At 74.2% G+C, this 14,902-nt stretch carries 12 protein-coding genes; 5 read left to right on the top strand and 7 right to left on the bottom strand.

The window, feature by feature from the left end; all coding sequences use genetic code 11:
- The first annotated feature begins 293 nt into the window (after positions 1–293).
- Both AVL59_RS12670 and AVL59_RS12665 read left to right on the top strand, forming a co-directional pair.
- A complete protein-coding gene (locus AVL59_RS12670) occupies positions 294–1,967 on the top strand; it encodes a PucR family transcriptional regulator (protein WP_067302940.1) in 1,674 nt (557 codons plus the stop codon).
- Positions 1,968–2,132: 165 nt separating this feature from the next.
- Positions 2,133–2,900: a hypothetical protein gene (locus tag AVL59_RS12665; protein WP_067302938.1), complete on the top strand. Its 768-nt coding sequence runs from the start codon at positions 2,133–2,135 to the stop codon at positions 2,898–2,900.
- Between the two features lie 110 nt (positions 2,901–3,010).
- On the opposite strand, the gene AVL59_RS12660 is transcribed toward AVL59_RS12665, so the two are convergent.
- Positions 3,011–3,793 carry a GntR family transcriptional regulator gene (locus tag AVL59_RS12660; RefSeq protein WP_067302935.1) on the bottom strand — a complete coding sequence of 261 codons (783 nt, stop codon included), beginning with the start codon at positions 3,791–3,793 and terminating at the stop codon, positions 3,011–3,013.
- 449 nt (positions 3,794–4,242) lie between these two features.
- On the opposite strand from AVL59_RS12660, the gene AVL59_RS12655 reads away from it, so the two are divergent.
- Positions 4,243–5,286, top strand: coding sequence for a DUF2637 domain-containing protein (locus tag AVL59_RS12655; RefSeq protein ID WP_067302932.1), 1,044 nt, complete (start codon positions 4,243–4,245; stop codon positions 5,284–5,286).
- 79 nt (positions 5,287–5,365) lie between these two features.
- Here AVL59_RS12655 and AVL59_RS12650 read toward each other — a convergent pair whose 3' ends face one another.
- From AVL59_RS12650 to AVL59_RS12640, 3 genes are all read right to left on the bottom strand, one after another.
- A complete protein-coding gene (locus tag AVL59_RS12650) occupies positions 5,366–5,815 on the bottom strand; it encodes an ATP-binding protein (protein WP_067302929.1) in 450 nt (149 codons plus the stop codon).
- Between the two features lie 329 nt (positions 5,816–6,144).
- Positions 6,145–7,887, bottom strand: coding sequence for a pyruvate dehydrogenase (locus AVL59_RS12645; RefSeq protein ID WP_067302926.1), 1,743 nt, complete (start codon positions 7,885–7,887; stop codon positions 6,145–6,147).
- A 69-nt stretch (positions 7,888–7,956) separates the two neighbouring features.
- Positions 7,957–9,501 (bottom strand): protein phosphatase 2C domain-containing protein, encoded by a 1,545-nt coding sequence (locus AVL59_RS12640; protein WP_067302922.1) that lies wholly within the window; start codon positions 9,499–9,501, stop codon positions 7,957–7,959.
- Positions 9,502–9,964: 463 nt separating this feature from the next.
- Between AVL59_RS12640 and AVL59_RS12635 the strand changes: the two genes are divergently transcribed.
- Complete coding sequence (locus AVL59_RS12635; RefSeq protein WP_067302919.1) at positions 9,965–10,948, top strand: helix-turn-helix transcriptional regulator; 984 nt, start codon at positions 9,965–9,967, stop codon at positions 10,946–10,948.
- A 42-nt stretch (positions 10,949–10,990) separates the two neighbouring features.
- The gene (locus tag AVL59_RS12630; RefSeq protein ID WP_067302916.1) at positions 10,991–11,473 is read left to right on the top strand and encodes a DUF456 domain-containing protein; all 483 of its coding nucleotides are present in this window, start codon (positions 10,991–10,993) and stop codon (positions 11,471–11,473) included.
- Between the two features lie 98 nt (positions 11,474–11,571).
- Here AVL59_RS12630 and AVL59_RS12625 read toward each other — a convergent pair whose 3' ends face one another.
- The 3 genes from AVL59_RS12625 to AVL59_RS12615 all read right to left on the bottom strand — a co-directional run bounded on the left by AVL59_RS12625 (position 11,572) and on the right by AVL59_RS12615 (position 14,868).
- Positions 11,572–12,792 carry an SGNH/GDSL hydrolase family protein gene (locus AVL59_RS12625; protein WP_067302914.1) on the bottom strand — a complete coding sequence of 407 codons (1,221 nt, stop codon included), beginning with the start codon at positions 12,790–12,792 and terminating at the stop codon, positions 11,572–11,574.
- 175 nt (positions 12,793–12,967) lie between these two features.
- Entirely contained in the window at positions 12,968–13,462 is a 495-nt protein-coding gene (locus tag AVL59_RS12620) for a methylated-DNA--[protein]-cysteine S-methyltransferase (RefSeq protein ID WP_067302912.1), read from the bottom strand.
- Positions 13,462–14,868 carry a DNA-3-methyladenine glycosylase 2 family protein gene (locus AVL59_RS12615; RefSeq protein ID WP_208870591.1) on the bottom strand — a complete coding sequence of 469 codons (1,407 nt, stop codon included), beginning with the start codon at positions 14,866–14,868 and terminating at the stop codon, positions 13,462–13,464. The genes AVL59_RS12620 and AVL59_RS12615 overlap by 1 nt, the downstream gene beginning before the upstream one ends.
- Positions 14,869–14,902: the final 34 nt, after the last annotated feature.

Genomic DNA, 14,902 nt, shown 5'->3' with positions numbered 1-14,902 from the left:
GCGGCGGGCCCGGCTCGTTCATGTCCTGTTAACGCGGAGTGGACTCAGTACACCGCCCAGTACCACGGCGAGGTCAGTCACCGAAACCATGAAGGAGTTGGCTGGCCACGGCGGGCATCTTGTAGATTCGTATGAACGGAGGTCATCGGTAACCTCTCCGTTTTCCTCGGGAAACGCAGGACACGGGCCGACGGCCCCCGGAGAACGGCCTGTGCGTCCCGCGCCGGGTCCCTCCCCCGTCACCCATCCAAGATTCATCGTAGGTTTCGAGACAAGAGAACGGCGGCGACGAGATGCGGCTTCGCGCACTTCTGGACACCGATGCGCTGGGCCTGCGGCTGCTCGGCGGCGAGGACGAGCTGGACCGCTCGGTCCGCGGGGTCATGACCACCGACCTGCGCGACCCCAGCCGCTACCTCGCGGGCGGCGAGCTGGTGCTGACCGGCCTGGCCTGGCGCCGGGACGCGAACGACTCCGAGCCGTTCGTGCGCCTCCTGGTCCAGGCCGGGGTGGCGGCGCTGGCGGCCGGCGAGGCAGAGCTGGGCGATGTGCCGGACGACCTGGTGCTGGCCTGTGCGCGGCACCGGCTGCCGCTGTTCGCGGTGCACGAGTCGGTGGCGTTCGCGACGATCACCGAGCACGTCGTACGGCAGGTCTCCGGCGAGCGGGCCGGGGATCTCGCGGCGGTGGTGGACCGGCACCGCCGGATGATGACCTCGGGCCCGGCGGGCGGCGGCCCGGACGTGGTCCTGGACCTGCTCGGCACCGACCTGGACCTGCGCGCCTGGGTGCTCTCCCCCACCGGCCGGCTGATCGCGGGCCCGAAGGTCGCGGGCCCGTCGCTGGAGCCGGAGACCTGCGCCAAGCTCGCCGCCGAGCACCTCGCGGCCGCCCGCACGGGCCGCCGCGGGCCGCACCGGGTGCTGGTGGGCGGCGCCCGGTACTCCCTCTTCCCGATCCGCTCCTCCGGCCGCTCCCCGCAGGCCGCCCGGGACGTCCGCGAGACGGTCCTGTCCGACTGGCTGCTGGCCGTCGAGGCGGACGCGGGCGACTGGCCGGAAGAGCGCCTCGATCTGCTCCAGGGCGTCACCCAGCTGATCGCGGTCGAGCGGGACCGCCGGGACGCGGCGCGCACGGTGCGGCGCCGGCTTGCCCAGGAGGTGCTGGAGCTGGTCCAGACGGGCGCCGCGCCCGCCGAGATCGCCGCGCGCCTCAGGGTGGCGGCGCCGGTACTGCTGCCCGGGCTCGGGACGGCCCCGCACTGGCAGGTGGTGGTGGCCCGCGTCGAGTGGGAGGGCGAGCAGGTGGAGGGCGGCCCGGTCGCCCAGTCGCTGTTGGAGGAGGTCCTGGTCGACCCGGAAGCCACCGGTCCGGAGCCCTCGGACCGCATCGCCGTCGCACACGCGGGCGACGAGGCGATCGCCCTGGTGCCCCTCCCGGCGGTCTCCTCCGAGCACGACGGCCCGGAGACCGGCCTGCTCGCCGACGCGCTGCTGCAGGCGGTCCGGGAGCCGCTGTCGGCCGGCCTGAACGACGACGGGCGGCTCACCCTCGGTGTGAGCGCCGCCGTGCACTCGGCGGAGGGGCTGCGCGGCGCGCTGGAGGAGGCCCGGCACGCCCGCCGGGTCGCCGCGGCCCGCCCCGGCCGGGTCTGCGCGGCCGGCCACCAGGAGCTGGCCTCGCACGTTCTGCTGCTCCCGTTCGTCCCGGACGACGTCCGCCGCGCCTTCACCGCGCGCCTGCTGGACCCCCTGAAGGACTACGACCGCCGCCACCGCGCCGAGCTGATCCCGACGCTGGAGGCGTTCCTGGACTGCGACGGCTCCTGGACCCGCTGCGCCACCCGGCTGCACCTGCACGTCAACACACTGCGCTACCGAGTCGGCCGGATCGAGCAGTTGACGGGACGGGACCTGTCGCGCCTCGAAGACAAGCTGGACTTCTTCCTGGCGCTGCGCATGAGCTGAGCACACACGGGTGTGGGGCGGCCAAACCAAGTCACGCCAATGCCCCACGACTTTGTGAAATCTTTCACCCACCCCCTTGGCCCGGCCCGCCATTGGTGCTGGAATGCCGCCACCACTCAACAGCTCGATGGCGCGCTCGGGGAGGGCAACGTGGCGCATTCCGCCATGTCTGGTAACGGAACGACCGCCGGTGACGATCCGCTCCAGACCGCGGTGTGGCGGCTGCGCTCACGGGCCTGCTGGGCGGACGCGGCGGCCCTGTTGCGACCCGACACCCCTACGGCCTCGCTCCAGCGGGCCGCGCTCATGGTCGAGCGGTGCCTGTACACCGAGCGGGGCTGGGAGGAGGCCGAGGACGCGCTGCGTACGGCCGAGGCACTGGCGCACACCGACGAGGAGCGGGGGGCGGCCGCCTGCGAGCGCGGTCAACTCGCCTACGCCGCCACGCTGCACGGCGTACGGGACCGGGCGGACGAGGCGCGGGCCGCGCTGGGACGGGCGGCCGCGCTGATCCCTCCGGGGGGTGCGGGCCGGGCCCTGCTGGACTTCCGCCGAGGCCTGCTCGCCGAGAACCTCGCCCGCTCCCCACAGGCCGCGCGCGCCGCCTATCGCCGGGCCCACGCGGGTGCCACCGCGCATGCCGACCCGCTGCTGCTGTCCTTCACCTGGCGCCATCTGGCCGGACTCGCCCTGCGGGACGGCGAGTTGACGGAGGCGCGGCACGGCTTCGCCGAATCGCTGCGGATCCGGGAGGAGTTGGGCTATTTGGTGGGTACGGCCCCCGCGCTCGCGTCCCTGGCGGACGCGGAGTCCGAGCCGGAGGCTTCGCGGCTGCGGGAGGAGGCTCGGCGGCTCTTCCGGCTGCTCGGGGGTGTACCCACGTGGCTGGCCCGGCAGCTGGCACCGCCGACGCCGGGGACTGCGACGGCTTAGCGGAAGGGATACGGACTCATCATCGCCGGGTGTGGGCCGGTGGGGGGCGCGTGCGGCCACGACGGACTCGCACCCGGCATCGGACCTGTACCCCTATGGCAAGACCCCGCTCAGCTCGCCCCGGCGAAGTGTCCCCCGACCAGCACCCTCACCACATCCAGGTCACAGGCGATCAACGCATCCAGCAGCTCCGTGTGCTCCGCCGCGTCCGCCACCAGGTCCGCCCGGGCGTGCCGCACCGGTCCCCCGGCCTGCGGCCACTGTGACCGGCGATGCAGATCCTCCGCGACCTGGACCAGCTGCCGGTTCCCGGCGAGGGTCAGCACCGCCCGGTGAAACGCCCGGTCGGACTCCGCGTACGTCGCCGCGCAGCCGGAGGACGCCGCGCGTACCGTCGCCTCGGCGAGCGGACGGAGCTCGGCCCACCGCTCCGGCGGCACCGTGCGGGCGAGCCGCAGCACCACCGGGACCTCGATCAGCGCCCGCACCTCGGCCAGCTCGGCCAGCTCCCGCGCACCCCGCTCGACGACCCGGAAGCCGCGATTGGGCACGACCTCGACCGCGCCCTCCTGGGCGAGCTGCTGCATGGCCTCCCGCACCGGTGTCGCCGAGACCCCGAAACGTTCGCCGAGGACCGGTGCCGAGTAGACCTCGCCCGGCCGCAGCTCGCCCGCCACCAGCGACGTCCGCAGCGCGTCGAGGATCTGGCCGCGCACCGAGGACCGCTGCACGACGGCCCGCGGCCGTGGAATCGGCTGCTCACCGTGCGTGTGCTCGCCCCGGGCGCCCGGCACGGCGGCATCCCGCTCCCGGGTCACGTCACCCGCACACTGCTGCGCCGGCACCCTGGCGGCGTCCCACGTCCCGGCGGTGCCCTGCACGCCTTGCTTCACGGGTCCTCCTCCGGCGGGTCGGCACTTGGGTCATTAACGGCGGGTTGTCACTTGTCCGTCAAGCACCATAGGCGCACATGGCGACAGTTCAAACTCCCCGAAGGTTAAGTAAGGCCAGCCTTACCTATGGAGCAGCCCCGCCGACCCGGACACCCAGCGCCACCGCACGGTCACGCACCCTCCAGGATCATCCGGACCAGGCCGCCCGCCACCGGACAGGCGATTCACAACTTCCTCACACGTCACGGAAACTTTCCGAGGAACCATCCGCACGGGTAGTCTTATTCGAACTCAACTCCCGTCCCTCAAGCGGCAGTTCGAGCAGATCGCCGTCCTGGACGTCTACTTGCATATTTATGACGGCCTCTTGCCCCGAAACCCCCTGAGGGCCGTCGGGAGTGGGCCACTATGGCGGGCGTTACGCCCTATCCCAATGCAAGGGACCCCTGATGAGACTGACCGACATATCGCTGAACTGGCTGCTTCCGGGCGCCGTACTGCTCCTGGGCATGCTGGCGGCGGTGGCGGTGCTCGCGCGCGGCAAGCGCTCCTCCGGGGAGAACGCGAGCGCGGACGACTCCTGGGAGCGCAGCGAGGAGCGCCGCAGACGCAAGGAGGCCGTCTACGGCACCGCCTCCTATGTGCTTCTGTTCTGCTGTGCGGCGGTCGCGGCCGCACTCTCCTTCCACGGTCTGGTCGGCTTCGGTGAACAGAACCTCGGGCTGACCGGCGGCTGGCAGTACCTGGTGCCGTTCGGCCTGGACGGCGCGGCGATGTTCTGCTCCGTCCTCGCGGTGCGCGAGGCCAGCCACGGTGACGCGGCCCTCGGCTCCCGGATACTCGTATGGTTGTTCGCCGCGGCCGCGGCCTGGTTCAACTGGGTGCATGCGCCGAGGGGCGTGGGGCACGACGGCGCGCCGCAGTTCTTCTCCGGCATGTCGCTGTCCGCGGCCGTTCTGTTCGACCGCGCGCTGAAGCAGACCCGCCGGGCCGCGCTGCGCGAACAGGGTCTGGTGCCGCGTCCGCTGCCGCAGATCCGCATCGTGCGCTGGCTGCGGGCTCCTCGCGAGACCTATCGGGCCTGGTCGCTGATGCTTCTGGAGGGCGTGCGCAGCCTGGACGAGGCCGTCGAGGAGGTCCGCGACGACCGGAAGCAGAAGGAGGAGGCGCGGCAGCGCAGGCGCGACCAGCAGCGCGTGGAGCGCGCCCAGCTCAAGGCCATCAGCCGGGGCCACCGTGGCTTCGTCGGTCGCACCGGTGCCCGCCAGGTCGAGGTGCAGGCCATGGAGCGCGGCCCCGCGCAGGCCACCGCGGAGCCTGCCATATCCGCGCCGGAGCAACTGCCCGTACGCTCTCGGCCCTCCCTTCAGCCGGTACGCAAAGGCTCTGAGCAGGTCACCGTCGACCTCACCGCGGAGGACGACACGATGGCCCTGCCGCGTCTGGACTCCCTGGAGCGCAAGCTGAAGGATCTGGAGCAGCAGTTCGGCTAGCACGTCGGCTCGGCGCGGGGCGGGGTGTGACCACACGGGTCACGCCCCGCCCCGTCGCCGTCTCCGGCGCCGTCCGGCCTCAGGCGGCCTCGGCGTCGAGCTCGAACCACACCGACTTGCCCACGCCGTGCGGCCGTACGCCCCAGGCGTCCGCGAGGGACTGCACGAGCAACAGCCCGCGGCCATGGGTGCCGTCCCCGGTGTCCGGCGCGCACGGGCGCGGTCTGCGGGCCACGAAATCCCGTACCTCCACACGCAGTCCGCGCGGTGAGACGACGGCGGTCAGTACGGCGTCGTCGTCGGTGTGCACGAGCGCGTTGGTGACGAGCTCGCTGGTGAGTAACTCGGCTATCTCCGAGCGGCCTGGCTTGCCCCAGTGCCGCAGCAGTTCGCGCAGCTCCCGGCGCGCCGCGGGCACCGCCCTGAGGTCCGCTCGCCCCAGCCTGCGCCTGAGCTGGGGCGCGTACGCCCGATCCGTGATGGTGTCGGCCTCTTCCCCCGCCTTCGCCGAGGAGGCCCCGACGGCCACGGGACCGCCCCCTCGTGCCTGCCTCTTCATGACCCCCGCCCGCACGTTGCCGAACCTGCCCCTCCTGGTCGAACACGCTCACGGGAATCCATGCCCAGCGGTCCTGCGGGCACGCATGACCGTCCGGCCGACGGCCGTCTGTTCGGCCACGCCCGTACGGCCGCCGGGCCGGCCCCGGGGCACCTCCGCACCGGTGCCGGGCCCGCCAGGACCGCCCTACCACGCCACGGGCGCCCCATCGCGGCAGGGAACGGCCCCGCGCCGCCCGGGACCGACGGGCCGTCACACGGCGTGAAACTGGCCGGAAACCATCGCTCCGGTCGGCCCGTTCAGAGCCGTGGGACGTTGCGCAGATTGGAGCGGGCCATCTGGAGCATGCGGCCGACACCGCCGTCCAGCACCATCTTCGAGGCGGACAGCGCGAACCCGGTGACCATCTCCGCGCTGATCTTGGGCGGGATGGACAGCGCGTTGGGGTCGGTGACGATGTCCACCAGGGCGGGCCCCTTGTGCCGGAAGGCGTCCTTGAGCGCCCCGGCGAGCTGCTTGGGCTTCTCCACCCGCACCCCGAAGGCGCCGCAGGCGCGGGCGACGGCGGCGAAGTCGGGGTTGGTGTTGGCGGTGCCGTACGAGGGCAGGCCCGCCACCAGCATCTCCAGCTCGACCATGCTGAGGGAGGAGTTGTTGAACAGCACGACCTTGACCGGCAGGTCGTACTGCACCAGCGTGAGGAAGTCGCCCATCAGCATGGAGAACCCGCCGTCGCCCGACATGGAGACCACCTGCCGGCGCCGGTCGGTGAACTGGGCGCCGATCGCCATGGGCAGCGCGTTCGCCATCGAGCCGTGCGAGAAGGAACCGATGATCCGGCGGCGGCCGTTGGGCGAGATGTAGCGGGCGGCCCACACATTGCACATGCCGGTGTCGACCGTGAACACCGCCCGGTCGTCGGCGACTTCGTCCAGCACAGCGGCCACGTATTCGGGGTGGACCGGGATGTGCTTGTCGACCTTGCGTGTGTACGCCTTGACCACACCTTCCAGCGCGTCGGCGTGTTTCTTCAGCATCTTGTCGAGGAAGCGCCGGTCGGTCTTCTCCCTCACCCGCGGCATCAGGCAGCGCAAGGTCTCGCGGACATCGCCCCACACGGCGAGGTCGAGCCTGGAGCGGCGGCCGAGGACCTCGGGCCGTACGTCGATCTGGGCGATCCGTACGTCGTCCGGCAGGAAGGCGTTGTACGGGAAGTCGGTGCCGAGCAGGATCAGCAGGTCGCACTCATGGGTGGCCTCGTAGGCGGCGCCGTAGCCGAGCAGGCCGCTCATGCCGACGTCGTACGGGTTGTCGTACTGGATCCACTCCTTGCCGCGCAGGGCGTGACCCACGGGCGCCTTGATCCGCTCCGCGAACGTCATGACCTCGGCGTGCGCGCCCGCCGTGCCGCTGCCGCAGAAGAGGGTGACCCTGCCGGCCGCGTCGATCATCTCCGCGAGCTTGTCGATCTCGGCGTCGCCGGGGCGGACGGTGGGCCGGGAGGTGACGAGGGCGCTCTCGGGGGCCTTGTCCGGGGCGGGTTCGGCTGCGATGTCGCCGGGCAGGGACACCACGCTCACCCCGCGCCGGCCGACCGCGTGCTGGATGGCCGTCTGCAGCAGCCGGGGCATCTGCTTCGGGCTGGAGACCAGCTCGCTGTAGTGGCTGCACTCCTGGAAGAGCCGGTCCGGGTGGGTCTCCTGGAAGTAGCCGAGGCCGATCTCGCTGGAGGGGATGTGCGAGGCGAGGGCGAGCACCGGGGCCATGGAGCGGTGGGCGTCGTACAGACCGTTGATGAGGTGCAGGTTGCCCGGGCCGCAGGAGCCGGCGCAGGCGGCCAGCGCGCCGGTGATCTGGGCCTCGGCGCCGGCCGCGAAGGCGGCGGTCTCCTCGTGGCGTACATGGACCCAGTCGATGGCGGCGTTGCGGCGGACGGCGTCCACGACCGGGTTGAGGCTGTCGCCGACGACCCCGTAGAGGCGGCGCACGCCGGCACGGACGAGGATGTCGACGAACTGTTCGGCGACGTTCTGCTTGGCCATGGCTGTCGTCTGCCCCTTCGGTGTCCCGGGATGGACCTCCCCCGTTCCATCAATCCACAGGGGCCCCGGTTACGCCTCCCACACGGCCGCCGCCGTACGGTCGTCGGCGTAGCCCTTCACCCGCACCTGGGCGTCCGCGAGGAACGCGGCCAGGCCGGGCGCGGCACGGCCGGACCAGCGGCGCGCCAGATAGGCGCACAGGGCGGCCTCGCCGCGCAGCGGGTCGGCGAGGCCGCCGGTGCACATCACCAGCACGTCACCCGGACGGGCTACCGAGGCGCGGAAGCGGAAAGGCTCGCGGGGCGGCTCGGGAGCCAGCTCGTACGGGCTCGGCGGGGTCGGGATGCCGAGGTCCATGGTCAGCCGGTCGCCCTCCGGGGTCTCGGGGGGCAGTGAGCCGAATCCGAGCACGGGACCGCCGGGACCGCCGGCGCCGTCGGCCGCCGTGGCGCGCGGCTCGACGTCCTGCCATTCGCCGTCCCGCAGCCGGAACAGGCCCCCTTCGCCCACGCCGAAGAACACACGGGTGCGGCAGTCCGGATCGGCGGGCAGCAGCAGGCAGCGCAGGCTCGCCGAGTACTCCTCGGGGTCCAGGCCCTGTTCGACGGCGCCCGCGCGCAGTCTGCCGAGACCGCGGTCGGTCAGGCGGTGCAGTCCGGACTTCAGGTCACCGCGCCGGGCGGCCCGCAGGTCCTCGACCAGGCTCCGACGGCTGCGGCCCACGGCCTGCCCGATCAGCCGGCAGGCCTCGGCCGCCGCCAGGTGCGCGCCCGGTGTGGCCCGTGCGCCGGTGGCCATCGCGACGAGGAGCAGCGCCTGCTCCCCCGTCCCGAACCGCGCGGTGAGCAGCGCGTCCCGGCGCGGCTCGCCCCGGTACCGCCCCGAGTCCCCGCGCATCGACACGGCCCGCAGCGTGCAGGCACCGTACCGGGCACCGTCCAGCACGGTGTCGGGGACCGGTTCGTCGAGGTCATCGGGGTCGGCGGCGGGCAGAGCGGTGGGTTCGGGGTCGTAGGTGGGGGGTCCGGAGCCGACGTAGTCGAGGGAGGAGGGGGGCGGGGGCAGGGTGGGCAGGTCGGGCCGGGGGGCCGGAGTGCGTGCCGCCTCCGTCCGGTTCCCGGCTCGGGCCGGGGCGGGCGGGGAGGTCACCGGTGGGGCGGGCTCGGCGGGCGGGGGTTCCCAGGGGGCGCGCTGCCTGGGCGGCACGGCGCCCAGGGGCGGTGCGGCGGCTGGTCCGGTCGCCGCGGGTGCCGTCGGCCTGGTGACGGGCCCGGCCGGACCCGGCCGCGGGGGCGCGGCGGGAGGCGGCGCGGCGGGTGTCGGCGCGGTGGTCGGCGGTGACGCGGTCCGCTGCGACGGGACCGCCTGCTCCCGGGACGGCTCCCGACGTGGCTTCCGGGACGGTGCCTGACGTGGGCTCCGCGGCGTCGTGTCCCCGGGGCGTCCCGCCGCCGGGCCGGACCGGCCCGTCACCGCGTTCTGCGCCGAGGCGAAGCGGTCGTCCAGGGAATCGGGCGCGGCCGTGGGGCCCGTGTCCTCGGTGGAGTCGTCGTCGTACAGCTGACCCCACCAGTCGTCCTCATGACGGGCGGGGCTACCCCCCTGCTGGCTCATGCCCCTAATTGTCCACCGCTCGGGCCGGTTGAAAACGGGGCATCGGGAAAATCCGGCGCGCGCGCCCGTCTCGAACGTCGAACCGGGGGACGGGCCGAACTCCCGTACGAGAAACGGCAGATGGCCGCCGAGCGGCCCCACCCCCCACGGGAGGACCGCCCGGCGACATCCGGAGTGACCCGGCCCCGCATCCCCTTCGCGCGCACTCGCGCACGTCCGGGCCCGGGTCACCGACCCGTGCGACCGGTGCCGCCGGGGCGCCGACCGAATGGCCTGATTGTGGCTTGGTTTCCTGGGAGACGGCTGTGGGCCGTGTGCACGGCCGCGCCTTCCTCGGTGCTGCCACCTTGGCAGAGTCACCGCGGGTACGACGATGATGGGCGGCGGCGGGTTTGCGCCGTGGCCGGTTTCCGCCAGGGCGCGTCGCGCGGAGGACTGGTTCACAGGGGAGGGACGTGGGTCGATGCTGGCAGCGATAGGCCTGGACGAGAGACACGAGTCGGCGTACCGGGCGCTGGTGTCCGTGGGCGCCTCGGAGGTGGCCGATCTGGCACGGCGTCTGTCGCTGGCCGAGCCGGACACCGAGCGTGCGCTGCGCGGCCTGGAGCGGCAGGGCCTGGCCGCGCAGTCCCCGGCCCGGCCGGGCCGCTGGGTGGCCGCCCCGCCCGGGGTGGCGCTGGGCGCGCTGCTCACCCGGCAACGGCACGAGCTGGAGAAGGCGGAGCTGGCGGCGGCGCTGCTGGCCGAGGAGTACCGGGCGGCGGCCGCCGAGCCGCAGGTGCGCGACCTGGTGGAGGTGGTGACCGGCGCCTCGGCGGTCGCGCAGCGCTTCCTCCAGCTCCAGCTGGGCGCCGCCGAGGAGGTGTGCGCGCTGGTCACGGGCAACCCGGTGGTGGTCTCCGGGACGGACAACGACGCGGAGGAGCAGGCGGCCGGGCGCGGGGTGCGCTACCGGGTCGTGGTGGAGCGTTCGGTGCTGGACCTGCCGCACGGGCTCACCGAGCTGACGGCCGCGCTCGGCCGTGACGAGCGGGTGCGGGTGGTGGACCGGGTGCCGACGAAACTGGTGATCGCCGACCGCTCCCTCGCCATGGTGCCGCTCACCTCCAGGACGGCCGAGCCGGCCGCGCTGGTGGTGCACGCGAGTGGCCTGCTGGAGCTGCTGGCCGGGCTGTTCGAGTCGGTGTGGCGGGAGGCGCTGCCGCTCAGGCTGAGCGCGTCCGGGGTGGCCGAGCAGCAGCCCGACGGCCCGGACGCCACCGACCTGGAGGTCCTGTCGCTGCTGCTGGCCGGGCTGACCGACGCGAGCGTGGCCAAACAGCTCGACCTGGGCCTGAGGACCGTGCAGCGCCGGGTGAAGCGGCTGATGGAGCTGACCGGGGCGACGACCCGGCTCCAGCTGGGCTGGCACGCCCACGAGCGGGGCTGGGTGTCCCGCGAGGGCTGACGGTGACCTGCGCTCTCTTCCGGGCTCCGGCACTCTGGGCAGATGGGAGTGTGGGAACTCCTGCTGGTCGGCGTGGTGATGGTGCTCGGCCTGTGCGGAGTGCTGGTGCCCGGGGTGCCGGGGTCGTGGCTGGTGTGGGCCGCGGTCCTGTGGTGGGCGCTGAAGGACCCGCAGCCACTGGCCTGGGGTGTCCTGGTCGGGGCCACAGCGGTGCTGCTGCTGTCCCTGGTGGTGCGGGGGGTGCTGCCGCCGCGCCGGCTGCGGGCGAGCGGCGCGACGCCCCGCATGGGCGTGTACGCGGGCGTCGGCGGGCTCGTCGGTTTCTTCCTGATCCCGGTGCTGGGCGCGGTGCCGGGCTTCATGGCCGGCATCTACCTGTACGAGCGGCTGCGGCTCGGCCGGCACGGTGAGGCGATGGCCGCGCTGCGCACGACGATGCGCTCGGGCGGCTCCAGCGTGCTCGCCGAGTTCTTCGCGTGTCTGCTGATCGCGGGGGCGTGGGTGGGGGCGGTGCTGTGGGGCTGAGCGCCGTGGGAGGTTCGGATTGCGGCCGGGGGCGGGTTTTGTGCGTGGCTGGTCGCGCCCGCGCGGCGGAGCCGTATGCCGAACACGGCCCCGCGTCCCTAGGGGGCTTCCTGGCCGCCGACCGCAGGAGCGGACGGGCGCACGGCCAGAGCACGGGCCACCGTGTCGGCGACCGCGCTCATGCCCGCGTCGTTGAAGTGCAGGTGATCGCCCGGGTCGTAGCCGGGCAGGATGCGCTCGGGGGCGGCCGGGTCGCGCACGGCCGCGTCGGCGTCGGCGACCGCGTCGAACGCGCCGCCGGTGCGGATGAAGGCGTTGACCTGCTGCCGTACCGTCTCGCGGGCCGCCGTGTAGGCGGAGAAGCCGCCGTACGGAGTGAGGGTGACGCCGACGACCCGGATGCCGTGGGCGTGGGCACGGGCGACGAGGGTGCGGTAGGCGGTGGCGAAGGCGGCGGGGTCGGTCGCCTCGGGGGTGCCCTTGATGTCGTTGATGCCCTCCAGCACGATCACGACCCGCACCCCGGCGCGGTCGAGGGCGTCGGCGTCCAGGCGGGCCAGGGCGCTCGGTCCGGTGCCGTCGCGCAGCAGGCGGTTGCCGGCGATGCCGGCGTTCAGGACGCCGAACCGGTCACCGCCCAGGCGCTGGGCGAGCCGGTCGGGCCAGCGGCGGTTGGTGTCGGGGGTGGAGCCGGTGCCGTCGGTGAGGGAGTCGCCGAAGGCGACGACGCTGCCGGCCGCGCCGCCGAGGACGTCGACGCCGGTGACGTAGTACCAGGAGCCGATGGCCTTGGTGTACGCGGAACCGTTCTCGTCGGCCGCGTGGCCGACGCCGGCGGGGGCCAGGTAGCTGGTCTGCAGGGCGGTGCGGTGATAGGTGGCGGGGCCGCTGTCGACCGGGGTGAGGACGGTGACCAGCAGGTCGGCCGCGGCCGGTACGGGCAGCGGGACCGGGTCGGTGAGCACGTCCGTGCCCGGCGGGACGGTGACCGTCGGGGCGCCGCCGAAGGTGGCGGTGCGCAGGGTGCCGGGCACCGCATCGGGCCCGGCACCCTGCCGCAGCGCGACCGTGACGGCGCCGAGGAGCAGGGGCACGGTGCCGAACCGGTTGCTGAGCCGGATCCGCACGGCGGTGCCGCCGACGCTGAGGTGGAGGACGTTGCGGACGGCCGCACCGGGCAGCGCCGCGGTGGTGCCGGAGGGCGCCGTCTCCCAGCTGCCGGTCCACGGCGGCGCCGCGGGTTCGGCGACGGCCGTCGCCGTCGTACCCGGCAGCAGCGCGACCAGGAGTGCTACGACGACCCGCCCGACCTTGCGCATGTACGCCCGCCCTTCCCTCACCCGTCGGAGGCGACCGTGCCACACGGCGGGAGCGGGGCGCCGGAACATCACACGGGGTCCACCCACTCGGCCTAGGCCGCCCGCCTCGGGGCGGCCGGCTGCCGGGCCGCGACCGTCGCCGCGGGGTGCGCTGCCGGGGAGGGCGGGAGGCGGGCTAGCCCGGGAGCACGCCCTCCAGGGTCAGCAGCCACACCTTCCGCTCGAGGCCGCCCGCGTAACCGGTCAGCGAGCCGTTCGCGCCGATGACGCGGTGACAGGGGCGCACGATGAGCAGCGGGTTGGCGCCGATCGCCCCGCCGACGGCCCGGACGGCGGCGCGGATCGCGCCGATCCGCGCGGCGATCTCGCCGTAGGTGGCGGTGGCGCCGTACGGCACGGAGTCGAGCGCGGCCCACACCCGTTCCCGGAACTCGGTGCCGTGGGTGCTGAACGGCAGGCGGAATTCCCCGAGTTCACCGGCGAAGTAGGCGGCGAGCTGTTCCCCGGCCGCCCGGAAGGGCCCGGGATCGTGCCGCCAGCCGTCCTGGACGGCCCGCGCGCCCTTCTGCCCGGGCACGGACAACGAGGTGAGCGCGCCGTCCGGGTCGGCGGTGAGCAGCAGCCGGCCGAGCGGGGCGGCCACGGCCGTCCAGTACGTCGTCGTCTCCATCAGTGGGTCAACTCCCCCGCGACGCGCAGATGCTGGACGGCGTACGACCGCCAGGGCCGCCAGGTGTCCGGCGCGTCCACGCCGGGCGGGGCCACATCGGGATCGCCGAGGGCGCGGACGCGGACGGCGGCCACGGCGGCCGGGTCCATGCCGGGCAGGGCGAGCAACGCCCGCTGGGCGTCGTCCCGGTCGGCGCCCGGGTCCAGGTGCACGTTCCCGTCGGCGAGGGCCGCGGCGAGCGCGCGCAGCGGGCCGCCGGACTCCGCCTGGTCCTCGGCCCCGGCCAGGGCGGCCGGCTCCGGGAAGAGGTGCGTGAGGCTGCCGCAGGGGGCGTCGAGCGCCTTGCCGTAGCGCCGGACCAGGTCCTGCGCCGCGGCCACGCCCACGAGCGCCCGTACGGCGGGCTCCAGCGGATCGACGGCGCCGGGCGAGCGCAGTCCGGGCCGGGCCGCGACCAGCGGGGCGAGCCGTGGGTCGGTGCCGAGGCGTTCGTCCACCGCGTACGGGTCGGCGTCGAGGTCGAAAAGCCGTCGCAGCCGCTGGACGGCGGTGGTCAGATCCCGTGGGTCGGTCAGGTGCAGCCGTGCGTCGAGCCAACCGCCCGGATGCGTGCCGCCGACCGCCCTCGGCGCCCGGACCCGCTCCTCGACGGCGACGATCGCGGTGCCGTACGGCAGCCGGAGGGTGCGCCGGTAGGTACGGCCGCCCGGGGCGCCGCTCACCTCCTCGACGCCGGGTACGGCCTCCCGCGCCAGCTGGTCGAAGACGGCGGCGGCCTGGTAGGGGCCGCGGTGGGCGAGCCGGAGGGGGATGCCCGCGCCCGGGGTGGCGCGGCGGGCTCCCCCGCCCCGGGGCGCGGCGGACCGTACGCCGGTCGGTGTCGCGTCGTACACCTCGCGGATCGTGTCGTTGAACTGCCGCACGCTGGCGAAACCGGACGCGAAGGCGATCTCGGTGACGGGCAGGCCTGTGGTCTGCAGCAGCACCCGGGCGGTGTGCGCACGCTGGGCCCGGGCGAGGGCCACGGGTCCGGCGCCGAGTTCGGCGGTGAGCTGCCGCTGCACCTGGCGGGCGCTGTAGCCGAGCCGGGAGGCGAGGCCCGCGACGCCCTCGCGGTCGACGACTCCGTCGGCGATCAGGCGCATGGCCCGGCCGACGGCGTCCGCGCGTACGTTCCACTCGGCGGAGCCCGGCACGGCGTCCGGCCGGCACCGCCGGCAGGCGCGGAAGCCGGAGCCCTGCGCGGCGGCGGCCGTCGCGAAGAACCGCACGTTGCGCCGCTTCGGGGTGACCGCCGGGCAGCTTGGCCGGCAGTAGATCCCGGTCGTCTCGACGGCGAAGAAGAACGCCCCGTCGAACCGTCCGTCCCGGCTGCGCACCGCTTCGTACCTGGTGTCCTCGTCCATCACGTCTTCCAGTGTGCGGCTCGGCCGCGGGGCG

The organism is Streptomyces griseochromogenes (assembly GCF_001542625.1).
Classification (GTDB): Bacteria; Actinomycetota; Actinomycetes; order Streptomycetales; family Streptomycetaceae; genus Streptomyces; species Streptomyces griseochromogenes.
This window is presented reverse-complemented; position numbering and strand designations above follow the sequence as displayed.